The organism is Luteibacter sp. ME-Dv--P-043b (genome assembly GCF_030209605.1).
Lineage (GTDB): Bacteria > Pseudomonadota > Gammaproteobacteria > Xanthomonadales > Rhodanobacteraceae > Luteibacter.
In genome coordinates this window covers 94,298-107,479 of sequence record NZ_JARVRT010000003.1, presented here as the reverse complement: position 1 = coordinate 107,479, position 13,182 = coordinate 94,298, and the positions used below count along the sequence as shown (strand labels likewise).

The 13,182-nt window shown below is 68.4% G+C and carries 14 protein-coding genes; 4 read left to right on the top strand and 10 right to left on the bottom strand.

The genetic code is table 11. From position 1 onward, the window contains the following. The first annotated feature begins 5 nt into the window (after nucleotides 1-5). Genes QRN34_RS01985 through pdeM form a run of 4 tightly spaced genes read left to right on the top strand, consistent with a single transcriptional unit; the run spans nucleotide 6 to nucleotide 5,665 of the window. Complete coding sequence (locus QRN34_RS01985) at nucleotides 6-1,028, top strand: ligase-associated DNA damage response exonuclease (protein WP_285401489.1); 1,023 nt, start codon at nucleotides 6-8, stop codon at nucleotides 1,026-1,028. Continuing rightward, a complete protein-coding gene (locus tag QRN34_RS01980; protein ID WP_285401488.1) occupies nucleotides 1,028-2,626 on the top strand; it encodes an ATP-dependent DNA ligase in 1,599 nt (532 codons plus the stop codon). Before QRN34_RS01985 ends, QRN34_RS01980 begins: the two co-directional genes overlap by 1 nt. Beyond that, nucleotides 2,583-5,021, top strand: a complete 2,439-nt coding sequence (locus tag QRN34_RS01975) for a ligase-associated DNA damage response DEXH box helicase (RefSeq protein WP_285401487.1) — start codon at nucleotides 2,583-2,585, stop codon at nucleotides 5,019-5,021. Before QRN34_RS01980 ends, QRN34_RS01975 begins: the two co-directional genes overlap by 44 nt. After that, a complete protein-coding gene (pdeM, locus tag QRN34_RS01970; protein ID WP_285401486.1) occupies nucleotides 5,018-5,665 on the top strand; it encodes a ligase-associated DNA damage response endonuclease PdeM in 648 nt (215 codons plus the stop codon). The genes QRN34_RS01975 and pdeM overlap by 4 nt, the downstream gene beginning before the upstream one ends. Before the next feature lie 100 nt (nucleotides 5,666-5,765). Here the strand turns inward: pdeM and QRN34_RS01965 are convergent, their stop codons facing one another. From QRN34_RS01965 to rlmD, 10 genes are all read right to left on the bottom strand, one after another. After that, the gene (locus QRN34_RS01965) at nucleotides 5,766-6,482 is read right to left on the bottom strand and encodes a copper homeostasis protein CutC (protein WP_285401485.1); all 717 of its coding nucleotides are present in this window, start codon (nucleotides 6,480-6,482) and stop codon (nucleotides 5,766-5,768) included. Between the two features lies 1 nt (nucleotide 6,483). Then, nucleotides 6,484-7,515, bottom strand: coding sequence for a N(4)-(beta-N-acetylglucosaminyl)-L-asparaginase (locus QRN34_RS01960; RefSeq protein ID WP_285401484.1), 1,032 nt, complete (start codon nucleotides 7,513-7,515; stop codon nucleotides 6,484-6,486). Nucleotides 7,516-7,551: 36 nt separating this feature from the next. Further along, a complete protein-coding gene (locus tag QRN34_RS01955) occupies nucleotides 7,552-7,749 on the bottom strand; it encodes a hypothetical protein (protein WP_285401483.1) in 198 nt (65 codons plus the stop codon). After that, nucleotides 7,746-8,252: a prepilin-type N-terminal cleavage/methylation domain-containing protein gene (locus QRN34_RS01950; RefSeq protein ID WP_285401482.1), complete on the bottom strand. Its 507-nt coding sequence runs from the start codon at nucleotides 8,250-8,252 to the stop codon at nucleotides 7,746-7,748. Before QRN34_RS01950 ends, QRN34_RS01955 begins: the two co-directional genes overlap by 4 nt. Further along, nucleotides 8,249-8,668, bottom strand: a complete 420-nt coding sequence (locus tag QRN34_RS01945; RefSeq protein WP_285401481.1) for a hypothetical protein — start codon at nucleotides 8,666-8,668, stop codon at nucleotides 8,249-8,251. The genes QRN34_RS01950 and QRN34_RS01945 overlap by 4 nt, the downstream gene beginning before the upstream one ends. Nucleotides 8,669-9,008: 340 nt before the next feature. After that, nucleotides 9,009-9,755 carry an S-methyl-5'-thioinosine phosphorylase gene (locus QRN34_RS01940; RefSeq protein WP_285401480.1) on the bottom strand — a complete coding sequence of 249 codons (747 nt, stop codon included), beginning with the start codon at nucleotides 9,753-9,755 and terminating at the stop codon, nucleotides 9,009-9,011. A gap of 5 nt (nucleotides 9,756-9,760) precedes the next feature. After that, entirely contained in the window at nucleotides 9,761-10,312 is a 552-nt protein-coding gene (locus QRN34_RS01935; RefSeq protein WP_036140860.1) for a hypoxanthine-guanine phosphoribosyltransferase, read from the bottom strand. A 7-nt stretch (nucleotides 10,313-10,319) separates the two neighbouring features. Then, entirely contained in the window at nucleotides 10,320-11,321 is a 1,002-nt protein-coding gene (gene nagZ / locus QRN34_RS01930) for a beta-N-acetylhexosaminidase (protein ID WP_285401479.1), read from the bottom strand. Continuing rightward, on the bottom strand, nucleotides 11,315-11,839 hold the full coding sequence (locus QRN34_RS01925) for a CYTH domain-containing protein (protein ID WP_285401478.1): 525 nt from the start codon (nucleotides 11,837-11,839) through the stop codon (nucleotides 11,315-11,317). Before QRN34_RS01925 ends, nagZ begins: the two co-directional genes overlap by 7 nt. Nucleotides 11,840-11,852: 13 nt before the next feature. Then, nucleotides 11,853-13,151 (bottom strand): 23S rRNA (uracil(1939)-C(5))-methyltransferase RlmD, encoded by a 1,299-nt coding sequence (rlmD, locus tag QRN34_RS01920; protein WP_285401477.1) that lies wholly within the window; start codon nucleotides 13,149-13,151, stop codon nucleotides 11,853-11,855. Nucleotides 13,152-13,182 lie beyond the last annotated feature (31 nt).

The following is a 13,182-nucleotide window of genomic DNA, read 5'->3' as shown; positions in this document are numbered from 1 at the left end:
GGCGGATGGACAGCGACGTGCTGCTACCCCGCCCCCAGGGCCTCTATTGCCCCGCCGGCGACTTCTACATCGATCCGATGCAGCCGGTGCCGCGGGCGGTGGTGACGCACGCCCACGGCGACCATGCGCGCTCCGGCAGCGGCCTCTACCACGTGGCGCGAGCCGGCGGCGGACTGATGCGTGAGCGGCTCGGTGCCGCGTCGGTCATCCAGGAATATGCCTACGGCGAGCGTTTCACGCTCGGCAACACTGTGATTTCGTTGCATCCGTCAGGCCACGTGCTGGGCGCCGCGCAGATCCGCATCCAGACACCCGACCTGGTGGCAGTGGTCTCCGGCGACTACAAGCGCGATCCCGACCCGACCTGCGTACCGTTCGAGCCGGTGCCGTGCGACATATTCGTCACCGAATCCACTTTCGGCCTGCCGATCTATCGCTGGCCGCCGATGTCCCGTGTCATCGACGAGATGCTGGCCTGGCTGGACGAGTGCGCGGCACGCGGCGTGCCCGCGGTGCTGTTCTGCTACGCCCTGGGCAAGGCCCAGCGCATCCTCGCCGAACTGGCCCTGCGCACGGATCGCACGGTGCACCTGCACGGCGCCATGGTGCGACTGGTCGAGGCCTATCGCGACGCGGGTGTCCGCATGGTGCCTACCCAGCCGGTCAGCGACTCGGCCAAGGGCCGCGACTTCGCGGGTGAACTGGTGATGGCGCCGCCCTCTGCGGCTGGCGCCCCCTGGATGAAACGCTTCGGTAAAGCGTCCACGGGGTTTGCCTCGGGATGGATGCAGGTGCGCGGTGCGCGGCGCCGGCGTGGCTACGATCGCGGCTTCATCGTCTCCGATCACGCCGACTGGCCGGGGCTCATCCGCAGCGTCGAGGATTGCGGCGCGAAGCGTATCTACGTGACCCACGGCGACGGCGAGGCGTTGATCCGTTACCTGCGCGACAAGGGTCACGACGCGCGTGCGCTGCGCTCCCTGGGCGGCAGCATGCCCGACGAGCGCAGCAGCGAGGAAGGCGACTGATGCGCCGCTTCGCCCGGTTGTTCGAGGCGCTGGACCGGACGGCATCCACGACCGCCAAGCGCGAGGCCATGGCGGCCTACTTCGCCGATGCGCCCGCGGAAGACGCGGCATGGGCGGTTTACGTGCTGGGCGGCGGCAAGCTGAAGCGCACCGCCAGCTCGACCGAGATGCGCACCGCGCTGGCGATCGAGACCGGGTATGCCGATTGGTTGATCGACGACAGTTACCAGCATGTGGGCGACCTGGCCGAGACCATCGCGTTGATGTTGCCCGGTACCGACGACGACGAAGGTGAGGACACCGCCCTGCACGTATGGATGGAGGCGCGCCTGCCCTCGCTGGGCAAGCTGGAGGCCGGTGAGCGGATTGCCATGCTGCGCGAGTGGTGGCGGTCCACCCCGAAGGAACAGATCTTCCTCGTCAACAAGCTGCTCACCGGGTCGCTGCGCGTCGGCGTGTCGCAACGGCTGGTGGTACAGGCACTGGCCCAGTGGTCGGCGCTTGCCACCGACCTCATCGCCCATCGCATGAGCGGCACGTGGAAACCCAGTGCGGACGCGTTTCGTGCACTGGCCGGACCCGAGCGCGACGACGAACACGCGGGTGAACGTCCTTACCCCTTTTTCCTGGCCTCGCCGCTGGAACAGGACGTCGATGCGCTCGGTGCGATCGACGGCTGGCTGGCCGAATGGAAGTGGGACGGCATCCGCGCGCAGCTCATGCGCCGTGCCGAAGGTGCGCTTATCTGGTCGCGTGGCGAGGAGCGCATGGATGGCCGCTTTCCGGAACTGGAGCTGGCTGCGGCCGCCCTGCCCGATGGCTGCGTCATCGATGGCGAGATCCTGGCCTGGGCGCCGGACGAGGACCATCCGCTGTTGTTCGCCGCCCTGCAGAAACGTATCGGCAAGCTCAAGCCCGGTCCGAAGCTGCTGGCCGACACGCCGGTGCGCCTGATGGCGTACGACCTGCTGGAACTCGACGGGCAGGACCTGCGCGAGCGTCCGCTGGCGGAGCGACGTTTGCTGCTCGAACGCCTCATCGCATCGCATGGCCCCACGCTGGCGCTGTCGCCCGAAGTTCGCGCAAGCGACTGGACGACCCTGGCGCAATGGCGCACCGAATCGCGCGAGCGGCGCACAGAAGGCCTGATGCTGAAGCGGCGCGACTCGCCCTATCGCGTCGGCCGCAAGCGAGGCGACTGGTGGAAGTGGAAGGTGGAGCCATACACGGTAGACGCCGTGCTGCTCTATGCCCAGCCAGGCCATGGCCGACGCTCAGGCCTGTTCACCGACTACACCTTCGGCGTATGGGATGGCGAGACGCTGGTCCCTGTCGCGAAAGCCTATTCCGGCCTGGACGACGCCGAGATCGGCCGGCTCGATCGCTGGATCCGCGCCCACACCATCGACCGTTTCGGCCCCGTACGCTCGGTCGAACCCACGCATGTCTTCGAACTCGCCTTCGAGGCGATCCAGGCCTCCGGCCGTCACAAGGCCGGCGTGGCCGTGCGCTTCCCGCGCATCCTCCGCTGGCGCACCGACCTGGCGATCCGCGATGCCGACAAACTCGACGACCTCCGCCGCCTGGCGGCGGGCTGAGGCACGCCTCGTCGCGTGGTTCGCCACGCAGGAACGAAAACCCGCCGCGTTCCAGCGCGCGGCGTGGCGCGCATGGGCCGAAGGTCGTAACGGCCTGATCCACGCGCCCACCGGCACCGGCAAGACCCTGGCCGCGGCCGGCGGTCCGCTGATCGACGCGGTGCTGCGTCCGCAGACGGGTTTGCAGTTGCTCTGGATCACGCCGTTGCGCTCCCTGGCCACCGACACCGCGCAGCATCTCACCGCCGCCGTCGAGGCGATGGAGCTACCGTGGCGCGTGCTCCGCCGCACCGGCGACAGCGGCAGCGCCGAGCGCGCCCGCCTGCGCCGGGGTGCCTGCGAACTGCTGGTGACCACGCCGGAAAGCCTCGCGCTGCTGCTCAGCTACCCCGATGCGCGCGAGCGTTTCGCCTCGCTGCGCGGCATCGTGGTGGACGAATGGCACGAGCTGCTCGGCAACAAGCGCGGCATCCTGCTGCAACTGGGGCTCACGCGCCTGCGCCACTGGCTGCCGCAACTGCGCACCTGGGGCCTGTCGGCCACGCTGGGCAACCTGGACGAAGCCCTGCACGCGCTATCCGGCGACGGCGTGCTGATCGGGGGCGGTGGCCGCAAGAAGACCGTGATCGAGACTGCCCTGCCGGAAGGCGGCGAGCGCTTCCCGTGGGCTGGACACCTCGGCCTGTCACAACTGCCACGTGTGTTGAAAGCCGTGCTGGACGCCCGCAGCAGCCTGGTCTTCGCCAACACGCGCTCGCAGGCGGAGCTGTGGCACGAAGCGCTGGCCTCGGTATGGCCGGAGGCACCCGAATCGCTGGCGCTTCATCACGGCTCGATCGACCCGAAGCTGCGCCTGGCCACCGAGGAAAAACTGCGCCAGGGCACACTGCGTTGCGTGGTCGCCACCTCCAGCCTCGACCTGGGCGTGGATTTTTCCAGCGTGGAGCGCGTGATCCAGATCGGTAGCCCGAAAAGCGTCGCCCGCCTGCTCCAGCGCGCCGGACGCAGCGGCCACCGGCCCGGGCTGCCGTCGAAGATCCTGTGCGTGCCCACCCACCTGCTCGAACTGGCCGAGATCGCCGCCGCCCGACGCGCGCTGGCAGAAGGCCACCTGGAGCCGCGGCATCCTATGCGCGGCTGCCTGGACGTGCTGGCCCAGCACCTGCTGACGATGGCGCTGGGCGGAGGCTTCACGGCCGACGAGGCCTACACGGAGATCACCTCGTCGCTGGCCTACGCCTCGCTGCCACGCGAGCGTTTCGACGCCGTGCTGGCCTACCTGCGCACCGGCGGCTCGGCGCTGGCCAGTTATCCGGAGTACCGCAAGCTGGCCGATACGGAAGGCCGCTTCCACGTCGAGAGCGGACGCGTCGCGCGCATGCACCGGCTGTCCATCGGCACGATCACCTCCGACGGCAGCCTGGCCGTGCGCTACATGAAGGGCGCGCGTCTGGGCACCGTCGAGGAAAGTTTCCTCTCCCGCCTGCGTCCCGGCGATCGCTTCCTCTTCGCCGGCCGTCACCTCGAACTGGTCCGCGTACGCGACATGACCGCCTACGTGCGCCCCGCACCCAATCGCCGCGGTGGCGTACCGCGCTGGATGGGCGGTCGGCTGCCGCTGTCGGGCGAGCTTTCCGACGAACTGCGCCGCACGCTGGCCGGCGACGGTCGCGAAACCGAGATGCGCGCGCTGGCGCCCTTGCTGACCATCCAGCGCCAGCAATCGAGTGTGCCGGCCATGGACGCCACATTGTGCGAGCGCACGCATACGCGCGAGGGCCATTACCTGTTCGTCTATCCCTTCGCCGGCCGGCTGGCCCACGAGGGCTTGGCCGCCGTCCTCGCGCTGCGCCTGGCCCGCATCCAGCCGGGCGACTACGGCTACGCTGTCAACGATTACGGCCTGACCATCACCGCCGCGCGGATGCCGGCACTGGACGCGGAAACGATGCGCGTCCTGCTGCATCCCCGCGGCCTGAGCAGCGACATCCGCGCCAGCATCAACCTGTCGGAACTGGCAAAGCGCCAGTTCCGCGAGATCGCGCGCGTGGCGGGGCTGGTCTTCAACGGCTACCCGGCGCACAACAAGACGATGCGCCAGCTGCAAGCCTCCAGCGGCTTGCTGTACGACGTGCTGCGTCGCCACGATCCCGAGCATCCCCTGCTGTGGCAGGCCGAGCGGGAAGTGCTCGACCAACAGCTCGATTACACGCGCCTGCGCCGCTGCCTGGTGCGCATCGCGCGCTCGCGGTTGCTGTGGAACGAGCCGAAGCGGCTCAGCCCGCTCGCGTTTCCGCTGTGGGTGGAGCGCCTGCGCGGCGGTATCGCCGCCGACGACTGGAAGAGCCGCGTGGAACGCATGCGGGCCACGCTGGAAGCGGGAGCCGGCGCATGAGTACGCTGGACATCGAGGTGGCCGGCGAGCGCCTCACGCTGCATGGGGAACGCGCGATCCACTGGTCGGCACGACGCATGCTCATGGTCACCGACGTGCATTTCGGCAAGGGCGCGGTGTTCCGCCGCGCCGGTATCGCGGTACCCAGCGGCGACACCGACGACGACCTGGCACGCCTGGACGCGCTGATCGCCACGTTCCAGCCCGATACCCTGGTCGTACTGGGCGACATGGTGCACGGCGCCGCGACGGAACGCAGCGCGTGGGTGTCGCGTGTGCGCGCCTGGCGCGAGGCACATGCCGGGGTGGCGATGATCCTTGTTGCCGGCAACCATGACCGGCACTTCGACGTGGGCACGCTGGGCGTGGAGGTGCGGCCGGATCGCATGCATGCGCCGCCGTTCGTGCTGGCCCACCATCCCGAGCCGCATGCCGACGGATACACGCTATCAGGCCACGTGCACCCAGGCGTCGTGGTGCGCGACGGCTGGCGCAAGCATCGCCTGCCCGCCTTCGTCTTCGACCGCCACGTCGGCATGCTGCCCGCCTTCGGCACCCTCACCGGCCTGCACGAGACGCCACCCGCGCCCGGCCGCCGCATCGTCGCGGTGACGCCGGGTGGACTTTTGCCGGTCAAGGTCTAGAGCGCTGGCCTGGAGATGTTGTGCATGGCCTCGTTCGCTGTAGGTGGGCTGAGGGTTCGCCCACATCGTGGGCTCCTTCGCCCGCCCACATCGTGGGCTCCTACGCCAGCGCGGTGACGATGGCCCTTACCGTGTCCACGTCGGTACGCGTCTCGCCTGCGCCCATGCCCAGTGCGTCGGTCGGCGACCGCATGCCGGAAGGCAGGCGCTGCTTCGCCGACGCATGGAATTCCCGCGCACGCGTCGCCGCCCGCAGGTTGGCGGCGTTACCTGGCTCGATGCCTGCACCGGGCATCACCACGATGCGATCGCCGGCCTGCGTAACCAGCTTGGCGATCGACGACGCGCCCGCCACGGCACTCTGCATGCCGCCTGATGTGAGCACCCGCTCGAAGCCGAGATCGATGATGGTTTCCAGGGCTTCCCGGCGATCGGGCACCAGGTCGAAGGCACGATGGAAGGTGACACCCATCCTGCCCGCCGCACGCACGAACAAGGCGCACGCCTCGGTATCCACGTCGCCCTCCGCGGTGAGCGCGCCGACGACGACGCCGTCGCAGCCCAGGTCGCGGCAGTGCTCGATGTCGTCGAGCATGCACTCGATCTCGCTGTTCTCGTAAAGGAAGTCGCCCCCGCGCGGACGAACGAGGACATAGAGCGGGATGGTCAGCCCCTCGCGCGCCAGTACGATCGTACCGTGCGAGGGCGTTACGCCACCCTCGTCCAGGCTGGCGCATAGTTCGATGCGCGCGGCGCCGCCTTCCTGTGCGGCAAACGCCGAGGCAACGGAGTTGGCTGCCACTTCGAGCAAGGCCATCTCAGTAGGTGCTCTTGCCGGGATGCAGGGCATCCTGCTTCGACGCGTCGCACACCGCGTACGAGAAGCCCTTCTGGATCGACCACGCGCCCACGTTGCCCTTCTTGTCGAGGGCGAGGAAGCCGACCTGGAGATCCTTCGCCTGCGGCTTGCGCCGGAGGATGCGTTCCACGGCCTCCCGGCAGGCGTCTTCGGGGGATCGACCCTGGCGCATCAATTCCACGACCAGGAAGCTGCCGACGTTACGAATCACTTCCTCGCCCACGCCGGTGGAGGTTGCCGCGCCCACCTCGTTGTCGACATACAGGCCCGCGCCGATGATCGGGCTGTCGCCGACGCGGCCGTGCAGCTTCCACGCCATGCCGCTCGTGGTGCAGGCACCGGAAAGATTGCCCTTGGCATCGATGGCCAGCATGCCGATGGTGTCGTGGTTGCTGGCGTCGCCCGGCGTGCCGCCTGGACCGGCGTTGTAACTCTTCACTTCGCTGTTGGCCACCGGCTTGTACTTCGCCGACTTCAGCCACTCGTGCCAGGCCTTGTCCGACTCGGGCGTAAGCAGTTCCTCGCGGGGAAAGCCCTGCTCGAGCGCGAATTGCAGTGCGCCGTCGCCGACCAGCAGCACGTGCGGCGTTCGCTCCATGACGCGGCGCGCGACGGAGATGGGGTGCGCGATGTGCTCGATGGCCGCGACGGCGCCGCAGTTGCCGTTCTCGTCCATGATGCTGGCATCGAGCGTGACCTTGCCGTCGCGGTCGGGGTAGCCGGCGCGACCCACGCTGTGGTTGCGCAGGTCGGCCTCGGGCACGCGTGCGCCGGCTTCGACTGCATCGAGCGAGCGACCGCCGGCGGCAAGCACCTTCCACGCGGCCTGGTTGGCGGCCACGCCGAAGTCCCAGGTGGAGCACACGCGCGGCAGTGTGCCGCCGGCCGGAGACTGCTTCGCCGTACCCGCCACATCCGCCGCCAAACCCTTGGCAGTCAACGCCATGCCCGAAGCGACCGTCGCCCCCTGAAGAAACCGTCTGCGATCCATGGAACCCTCATGTACGACGACGCGCCGGTTGCGCCTTTACCGATGGTCGCATGCGGCGACATCCTCCTGCCAGCGAGCCCGGTCATATCCGCCAGCGACGCAGACGCGGTCCCGATATTCGGCGGCGGCCAGGCGCCGCGAGGCCGCACCGCGTGACAAGCCTGCACCGATCAGGCTGAGAGCGGCCAGCATGACCAAGACGAAGACCAGTACGCAACCACGCGGACGCTTCATTGGCGTTTCGCCACGACGCGAGAAAAACGCGTGCCATCGGCGAGGACCACGCCTACCTCCAGCAGGCGTGCCGTGTCCCTGTGACGTTCCTGGAACGGAAGGCGTCTCACCTGCCCGGCAGCATCGGGCAGGTCGGCCACGACATCGAGGCGAACGATCCCCTCGAGCAGTGACTCGCACTGCTTCACGCACCGTCGCAGCCCGTCACCGACCAACCAGTCCGCGACGTCCGTGTGCAGCAGATACGACCGATACGGGCGATGCCTGACGGTGACATCGCAGTCCCTTGCCTCCGTGCAGGCAAGCCACCGGGACGAGTTGGCAAGATCCTCCGCGAGCACGGCCAGCGCCATACGCGCGGCATCCTCGCGCTGGACCCGATCGAGATGACGACGCGACGCCATACCGGCCGCCCCTGCCCCCGTCGCGACGACCGCTGCCACCATGCCCGCCACGGCGAGCGAGACCAGCAGTTCCACGAGGCTAGACCCGTGCTGGCTCACGGCCGGAACGATGTGGCGGCGACGACATGGCGGCCGAGCGTGACACGCACGACGCAGCCCGAGATGTCCTCGCAACGGACGACAGACACCGTGGACGATCCGACGTGCCGACGCAGGCTGGCACGGAACCGGGCGAGGTCGTCGGCGGCAAGCTGGACAGGCGTGCAGCCAGCCGCGCAATCGGCGATCGATGGCGTGGTGGCGTTGTAGGAACCACCTGACACACCGAGCGGATTGGCGCGCATGCGCTCGCGCAGATCGGCGATGGCAGTCACGGTGGCCATCGTGCGCGATGCCGCCGTATCCATGGCCATCGACGCATGGAACCACGCCCCGCTGGCCGCGCTGCCGACGGCAAACACCGACAAGGCAGTCAGTGATTCAATCAGTGAAGCGCCGTGGCAGTGAGGTTTCATGGACCTAGCGTGAGCCAGTCGCGCCCTGCCCGCTGCGGGTCAACGGTGGGCTATCGCGTCGGCTATGCACCGCAGCCCGCGCGCAACGTTGCCGCAGGGCGACGCACGGCATCGGCCGCAGCGTCATGCCTGGTTTTGGCGTACGTCATGGCACCGCAGGATGGCAACGGGCGTGGGGTTCGCGTATCGCGGACATCGTCCGCTCCTACATGGCGCCATGTAGGAGCGGACGATGTCCGCGATACGAGGTGCAGGATCAGACGATGTCCGCCATCCGCGATGTAAGAGCGGACGATGTCCGCAATCCGCCATGTAGGAGCGGACGATGTCCGCGAAGTACCTACAAGACTGCCAGCAAACGCCCCAGGACAGGCGGAACGTTGGCCGTAGCAGCGGCCAGGTGGGCGAAGATTTCCTCGATGCTGATCTCCGCCTCGTCGCCGGCACCGGCGGCGAAGTTGGCCACCAGGGCCAGGCAGGCGAATTCCAGGTCCAGCTCGCGGGCAAGCACGGCCTCGGGCATGCCGGTCATACCGACCAGGTCGCAGCCGTCCCGCTTCATCCGCGCGATCTCCGCACGCGTTTCCAGGCGCGGCCCCTGGGTCACGCCGTGGCAACCGCCATCGATGATCGCCAGGCCCTCGGCACGCGCCGCGGCCAGCAGGGCCTGGCGCAGCGCGGTACTGTAGGGCTCGCTGAAATCGATATGCCGTACCTCGGCACCCTCGACATCGTTGAAGCTGGTGTAGCGGCCGTGCGTGTAGTCGATGATCTGATCGGGCACCACCAGCGTTCGCGGACCCATGTCGTCGCGGATGCCGCCCACGGCGTTGACGGCCACCACGCGCCGCGCGCCCAACGCGTGCAGGGCCCACAGGTTGGCGCGGTAGTTCACCCGATGCGGCGGCACGGTGTGGCTTTCGCCGTGACGGGCGAGGAAGGCGAGCCGCCTGCCGCGAAAATCGCCCGTCACCACGTCGCCCGAGGCCGGGCCGAACGGCGTCTGCACGGCGTGCCGCTCGGTGTTTTCCAGGCCTTCGAACTGATAGAGGCCGCTGCCGCCGATCACGGCGAGGTCGATGCTCATCGGAATCAGTCCTTCAACGCGTGGATGGCCGGCAGGTTACGCGCCTGCTCGTGGTAATCCATGCCGTACCCGAACACGTAGCGATCGGGCAGGTCCACGCCGTTGAAATCGGCCTCGATGCCATGCGCGCGGCGATCGTGGCGCTTGGTGCAAAGCACGGCCAGCAACACCCGCTTCGCGCCCATCTCCACGCACGCATCGCGCACGGCCTTCAGCGTATGGCCTTCATCGAGGATGTCGTCCACCAGCAGCACCGTGCGCTCGTGCAGCGGCACTTCCGGACGACGCAGCCAGTGCAGGTCGCTGCCGCTGGTTTCCCCGCGGTAACGCGTGGCGTGCACGTAGTCGAACTCGAGGTCCGTGCGTATCGACAGCGCCAGCTGCCCGGCGAACACCAGCGCGCCGTGCATCACGGTGAGGAACACCGGCACTTCGCCGTCGAGCGCGTGGTCGATCTCGCGGCCCATGCGGGCGATCTCGGTGTCGAGCTGTTCGCGATTGAAGAGGATGTCGGAGTGCGCAAGCGCATGGTCGAGCGAGGCGGTGGTGGTGGTCATGATCGGGTCAGGGCTCCAGGGCGGTCACGCGCGCGATGAATCGATCGCGCTGGGGATTGTGGACGAGGCCTTCCCAGGTGGAACCGATCGCACCGCGCAGCGGGGCGATACGTTCGACCGGTGAAGGGCGACGGTGCTGCACCGCCGCGATCGCCTCGGGAACGACATCGGGAAAACAGGCGAGTACGAGGTCGCAACCCGCATCGAGGTTGGCGGCCACGCGGGCGGCCACGCCGCCGACACTGCCGGCGGCGGCCATGCTGATGTCGTCGCCGACGACGCAACCGCCGAACCCGAGCTCACCGCGCAGGATCTCCTCGATCCACACGTGCGAGTAACCGGCTGGCTGGTCGTCCACCGCGGTATAGACGACATGCGCCGCCATGACGGCCTCGGCACGTGCCTCGATGCCGGCGACGAAGGGCTGCAGGTCGGTCGCGAAGATATCGTGCTTGCTGCGCGGATCGACGGCGGATGCGAGATGCGTGTCCTCGCGCACCGAGCCATGCCCGGGAAAGTGCTTGAGCACGGCGGCCATGCCGCCCAGGTGCATGCCGCGCACGTAGGCCTGGACCAGCTCGGCGGCAACCGCCGGGTCCGCATGCAGCGCCCGGTTGCCGATGGCGGCGTTGCCACGTTCGAGGTCGGCCACGGGCGCGAAACTGAAATCGACGCCGATGGCGCGCATCTCGCTGGCCATGATCCACGCGTGTTCCTCGGCACGGTCGATCGCGGCGCCGGGGTCGCTGTCGTGCAGCCTGCCCAGCGCGGACAACGGCGGCAGCCGCGTGAATCCTTCGCGGAAGCGCTGCACGCGGCCGCCTTCCTGGTCCACGCAGATGAGGATCTCGTCGCCGGCCACCTCACGCACGTGGTCGATCAGGGCCGTGACCTGCTCGCGCGAGGCGAAGTTGCGCGAGAACAGGATCACGCCGGAGACGCCGCGGGCCGTCAGCAAAGCGTGCTCGTGCAACTCCAGTTGCGTACCCGAAAGACCGATGATCAGCATGCCATGTCCTCCTTGCCTTCCCGTTCGGCGCCCGACCAGTCGCTGTACGGCCGGTCGATCAGGTTGACGTTGTAGTAGCGCAGCACGCCGCTGACCTCGCGGCCGAGCCATGCCGGTGTCGGGTAGGCCGCGTCCGTGGACGGCAGTTCCACCTCGGCGACGATCAGGCCGGCGTTGGCGCCGACGAACTCGTCGATCTCGAAGTGTGTGCCTTCGACCATGACATGATGACGAATCTTCTCCACGCGACCGTCGGCCAGGTCATCCAGCATGCGCGCGGCATCAGCCACCGGCACGGGGTATTCGTATTCCTGCCGCTCGATACCCAGCGTGGCCGACTTGATGTTGAGCCAGGCCTGCTCGCCGGACACGCGCAGCCGTACCGACGACTTCGCCTGTCCGGACGCCACGGCCGCGCCACTGATGAGGTAACCCTGTGCCATGCGCTCGCTGCGCACGATCTGCTTGCGCCAGGCGTCGCTGGCCAGGAGGAACTTGCGCTCGATCTCGATGCCCATAGGGTCTCCGGGGTCAGCGGCGCTCGAACAGCGCGATGGATTCGACGTGGGCGGTGTGCGGGAACATGTCCATCACCCCCGCGGCGGCGAGACGAAAACCCTTCTGCACGAGGATGCCCGCGTCGCGCGCCAGCGATCCCGGATGGCAGGAGACGTAGACGACGCGGTCGGTGCCCTTGCGCGGCAGGTACTCCAGCAGCTCGTTGGCGCCGGCGCGGGGCGGGTCCAGCAGGATCTTGTCCCAGGCCTGCTTCGCCCAGGACTCGTTGCGCTGGTCCTCGAACAGGTTGGCCACCCGGAACGAGGCATGGCCGAGGCCGTTGCGCGCGGCATTGGCCGCCGCCCGTTCCACCAGCCCGTGCTCGCCCTCCACGCCCACCACCTCGGCGGCGTAGCGTGCGATCGGCAGCGTGAAGTTGCCCAATCCGCAGAACAGGTCCAGCACGCGATCGGCCGGCTGCAGGTCCAGCAGCTCCAGGGTGCGCGCCAGCATGCGCTGGTTCATGCCCGCGTTGACCTGCACGAAGTCCAGCGGGAGGAACTCCAGCTCCACATCCTGGGCGGGAATGGCAAAGGCCAGACGCGGCGCCTCCGGCCACAGGGGATGCACCGTGCTGTGGTTGCCCGGCTGCAGGTAGATGGCCAGGCCATGCGCCTTGCCGAAATCCACCAGCGCCTGGCGATCGGCCTCGGTCAGCGGCGCGAGGTGGCGGAAGACCAGCGCAACGGTGTCGTCGCCGGCGGCGAACTCGATCTGCGGAATGTCGTGCGCGGCGGACAAGCCGCCCACCAGTGCCGCGATCAAGCCCACCTTGGGGCCCAGCGCGGGATGGATCACTTCGCAATGCTCGACGTCGGCGACGAAACGCGGGTTGGATTCCTCGCGGAAACCGACCAGCACGCGCTCCTTCTTCGCCACGTAGCGCACCGAAAACCGCCCCTTGCGGCGATATGCCCACGGCTCGCCGGTCAGCGGTGGCAACCACGCATCCGGCGTGACCTTGCCGATGCGTTCGAAGTTCTCGGCAAGCACACGCTGCTTCGCGGCGATCTGCTCGGCGGGCGCCATGTGCTGCAACGCGCAGCCGCTGCACTGGCCGTAATGGCGGCATTTCGGCTCGACACGCGCGGGGGAGGCCTCGACGATGCCGACGAGATCGGCCTCGTCGTACTTGCGGTGGCGCTTGTGGTAGACCAGCCGTACGCGCTCGCCCGGCAACGTGCCGGGCACGAACGTGGCCTTGTTGTCGATGCGGGCAACGCCCCGGCCGTCGTGGGTGAGGCCGATGATAGTGGCTTCGAATTCGATCATGCGCTCTGAAACGTAAAGCCCGGACGACGAA

What these genes read in the sequence shown, in the direction of transcription:
- QRN34_RS01985 (WP_285401489.1), top strand. Translation starts at nt 6, where the DNA reads ATGGACAGCGACGTGCTGCTACCCCGCCCCCAGGGCCTCTATTGCCCC.
- QRN34_RS01980 (WP_285401488.1), top strand. Translation starts at nt 1,028, where the DNA reads ATGCGCCGCTTCGCCCGGTTGTTCGAGGCGCTGGACCGGACGGCATCC.
- QRN34_RS01975 (WP_285401487.1), top strand. Translation starts at nt 2,583, where the DNA reads ATGCCGACAAACTCGACGACCTCCGCCGCCTGGCGGCGGGCTGAGGCA.
- pdeM (WP_285401486.1), top strand. Translation starts at nt 5,018, where the DNA reads ATGAGTACGCTGGACATCGAGGTGGCCGGCGAGCGCCTCACGCTGCAT.
- QRN34_RS01965 (WP_285401485.1), bottom strand. Translation starts at nt 6,482, where the DNA reads ATGGCCTTGCTCGAAGTGGCAGCCAACTCCGTTGCCTCGGCGTTTGCC.
- QRN34_RS01960 (WP_285401484.1), bottom strand. Translation starts at nt 7,515, where the DNA reads ATGGATCGCAGACGGTTTCTTCAGGGGGCGACGGTCGCTTCGGGCATG.
- QRN34_RS01955 (WP_285401483.1), bottom strand. Translation starts at nt 7,749, where the DNA reads ATGAAGCGTCCGCGTGGTTGCGTACTGGTCTTCGTCTTGGTCATGCTG.
- QRN34_RS01945 (WP_285401481.1), bottom strand. Translation starts at nt 8,668, where the DNA reads ATGAAACCTCACTGCCACGGCGCTTCACTGATTGAATCACTGACTGCC.
- QRN34_RS01940 (WP_285401480.1), bottom strand. Translation starts at nt 9,755, where the DNA reads ATGAGCATCGACCTCGCCGTGATCGGCGGCAGCGGCCTCTATCAGTTC.
- QRN34_RS01935 (WP_036140860.1), bottom strand. Translation starts at nt 10,312, where the DNA reads ATGACCACCACCACCGCCTCGCTCGACCATGCGCTTGCGCACTCCGAC.
- nagZ (WP_285401479.1), bottom strand. Translation starts at nt 11,321, where the DNA reads ATGCTGATCATCGGTCTTTCGGGTACGCAACTGGAGTTGCACGAGCAC.
- QRN34_RS01925 (WP_285401478.1), bottom strand. Translation starts at nt 11,839, where the DNA reads ATGGGCATCGAGATCGAGCGCAAGTTCCTCCTGGCCAGCGACGCCTGG.
- rlmD (WP_285401477.1), bottom strand. Translation starts at nt 13,151, where the DNA reads ATGATCGAATTCGAAGCCACTATCATCGGCCTCACCCACGACGGCCGG.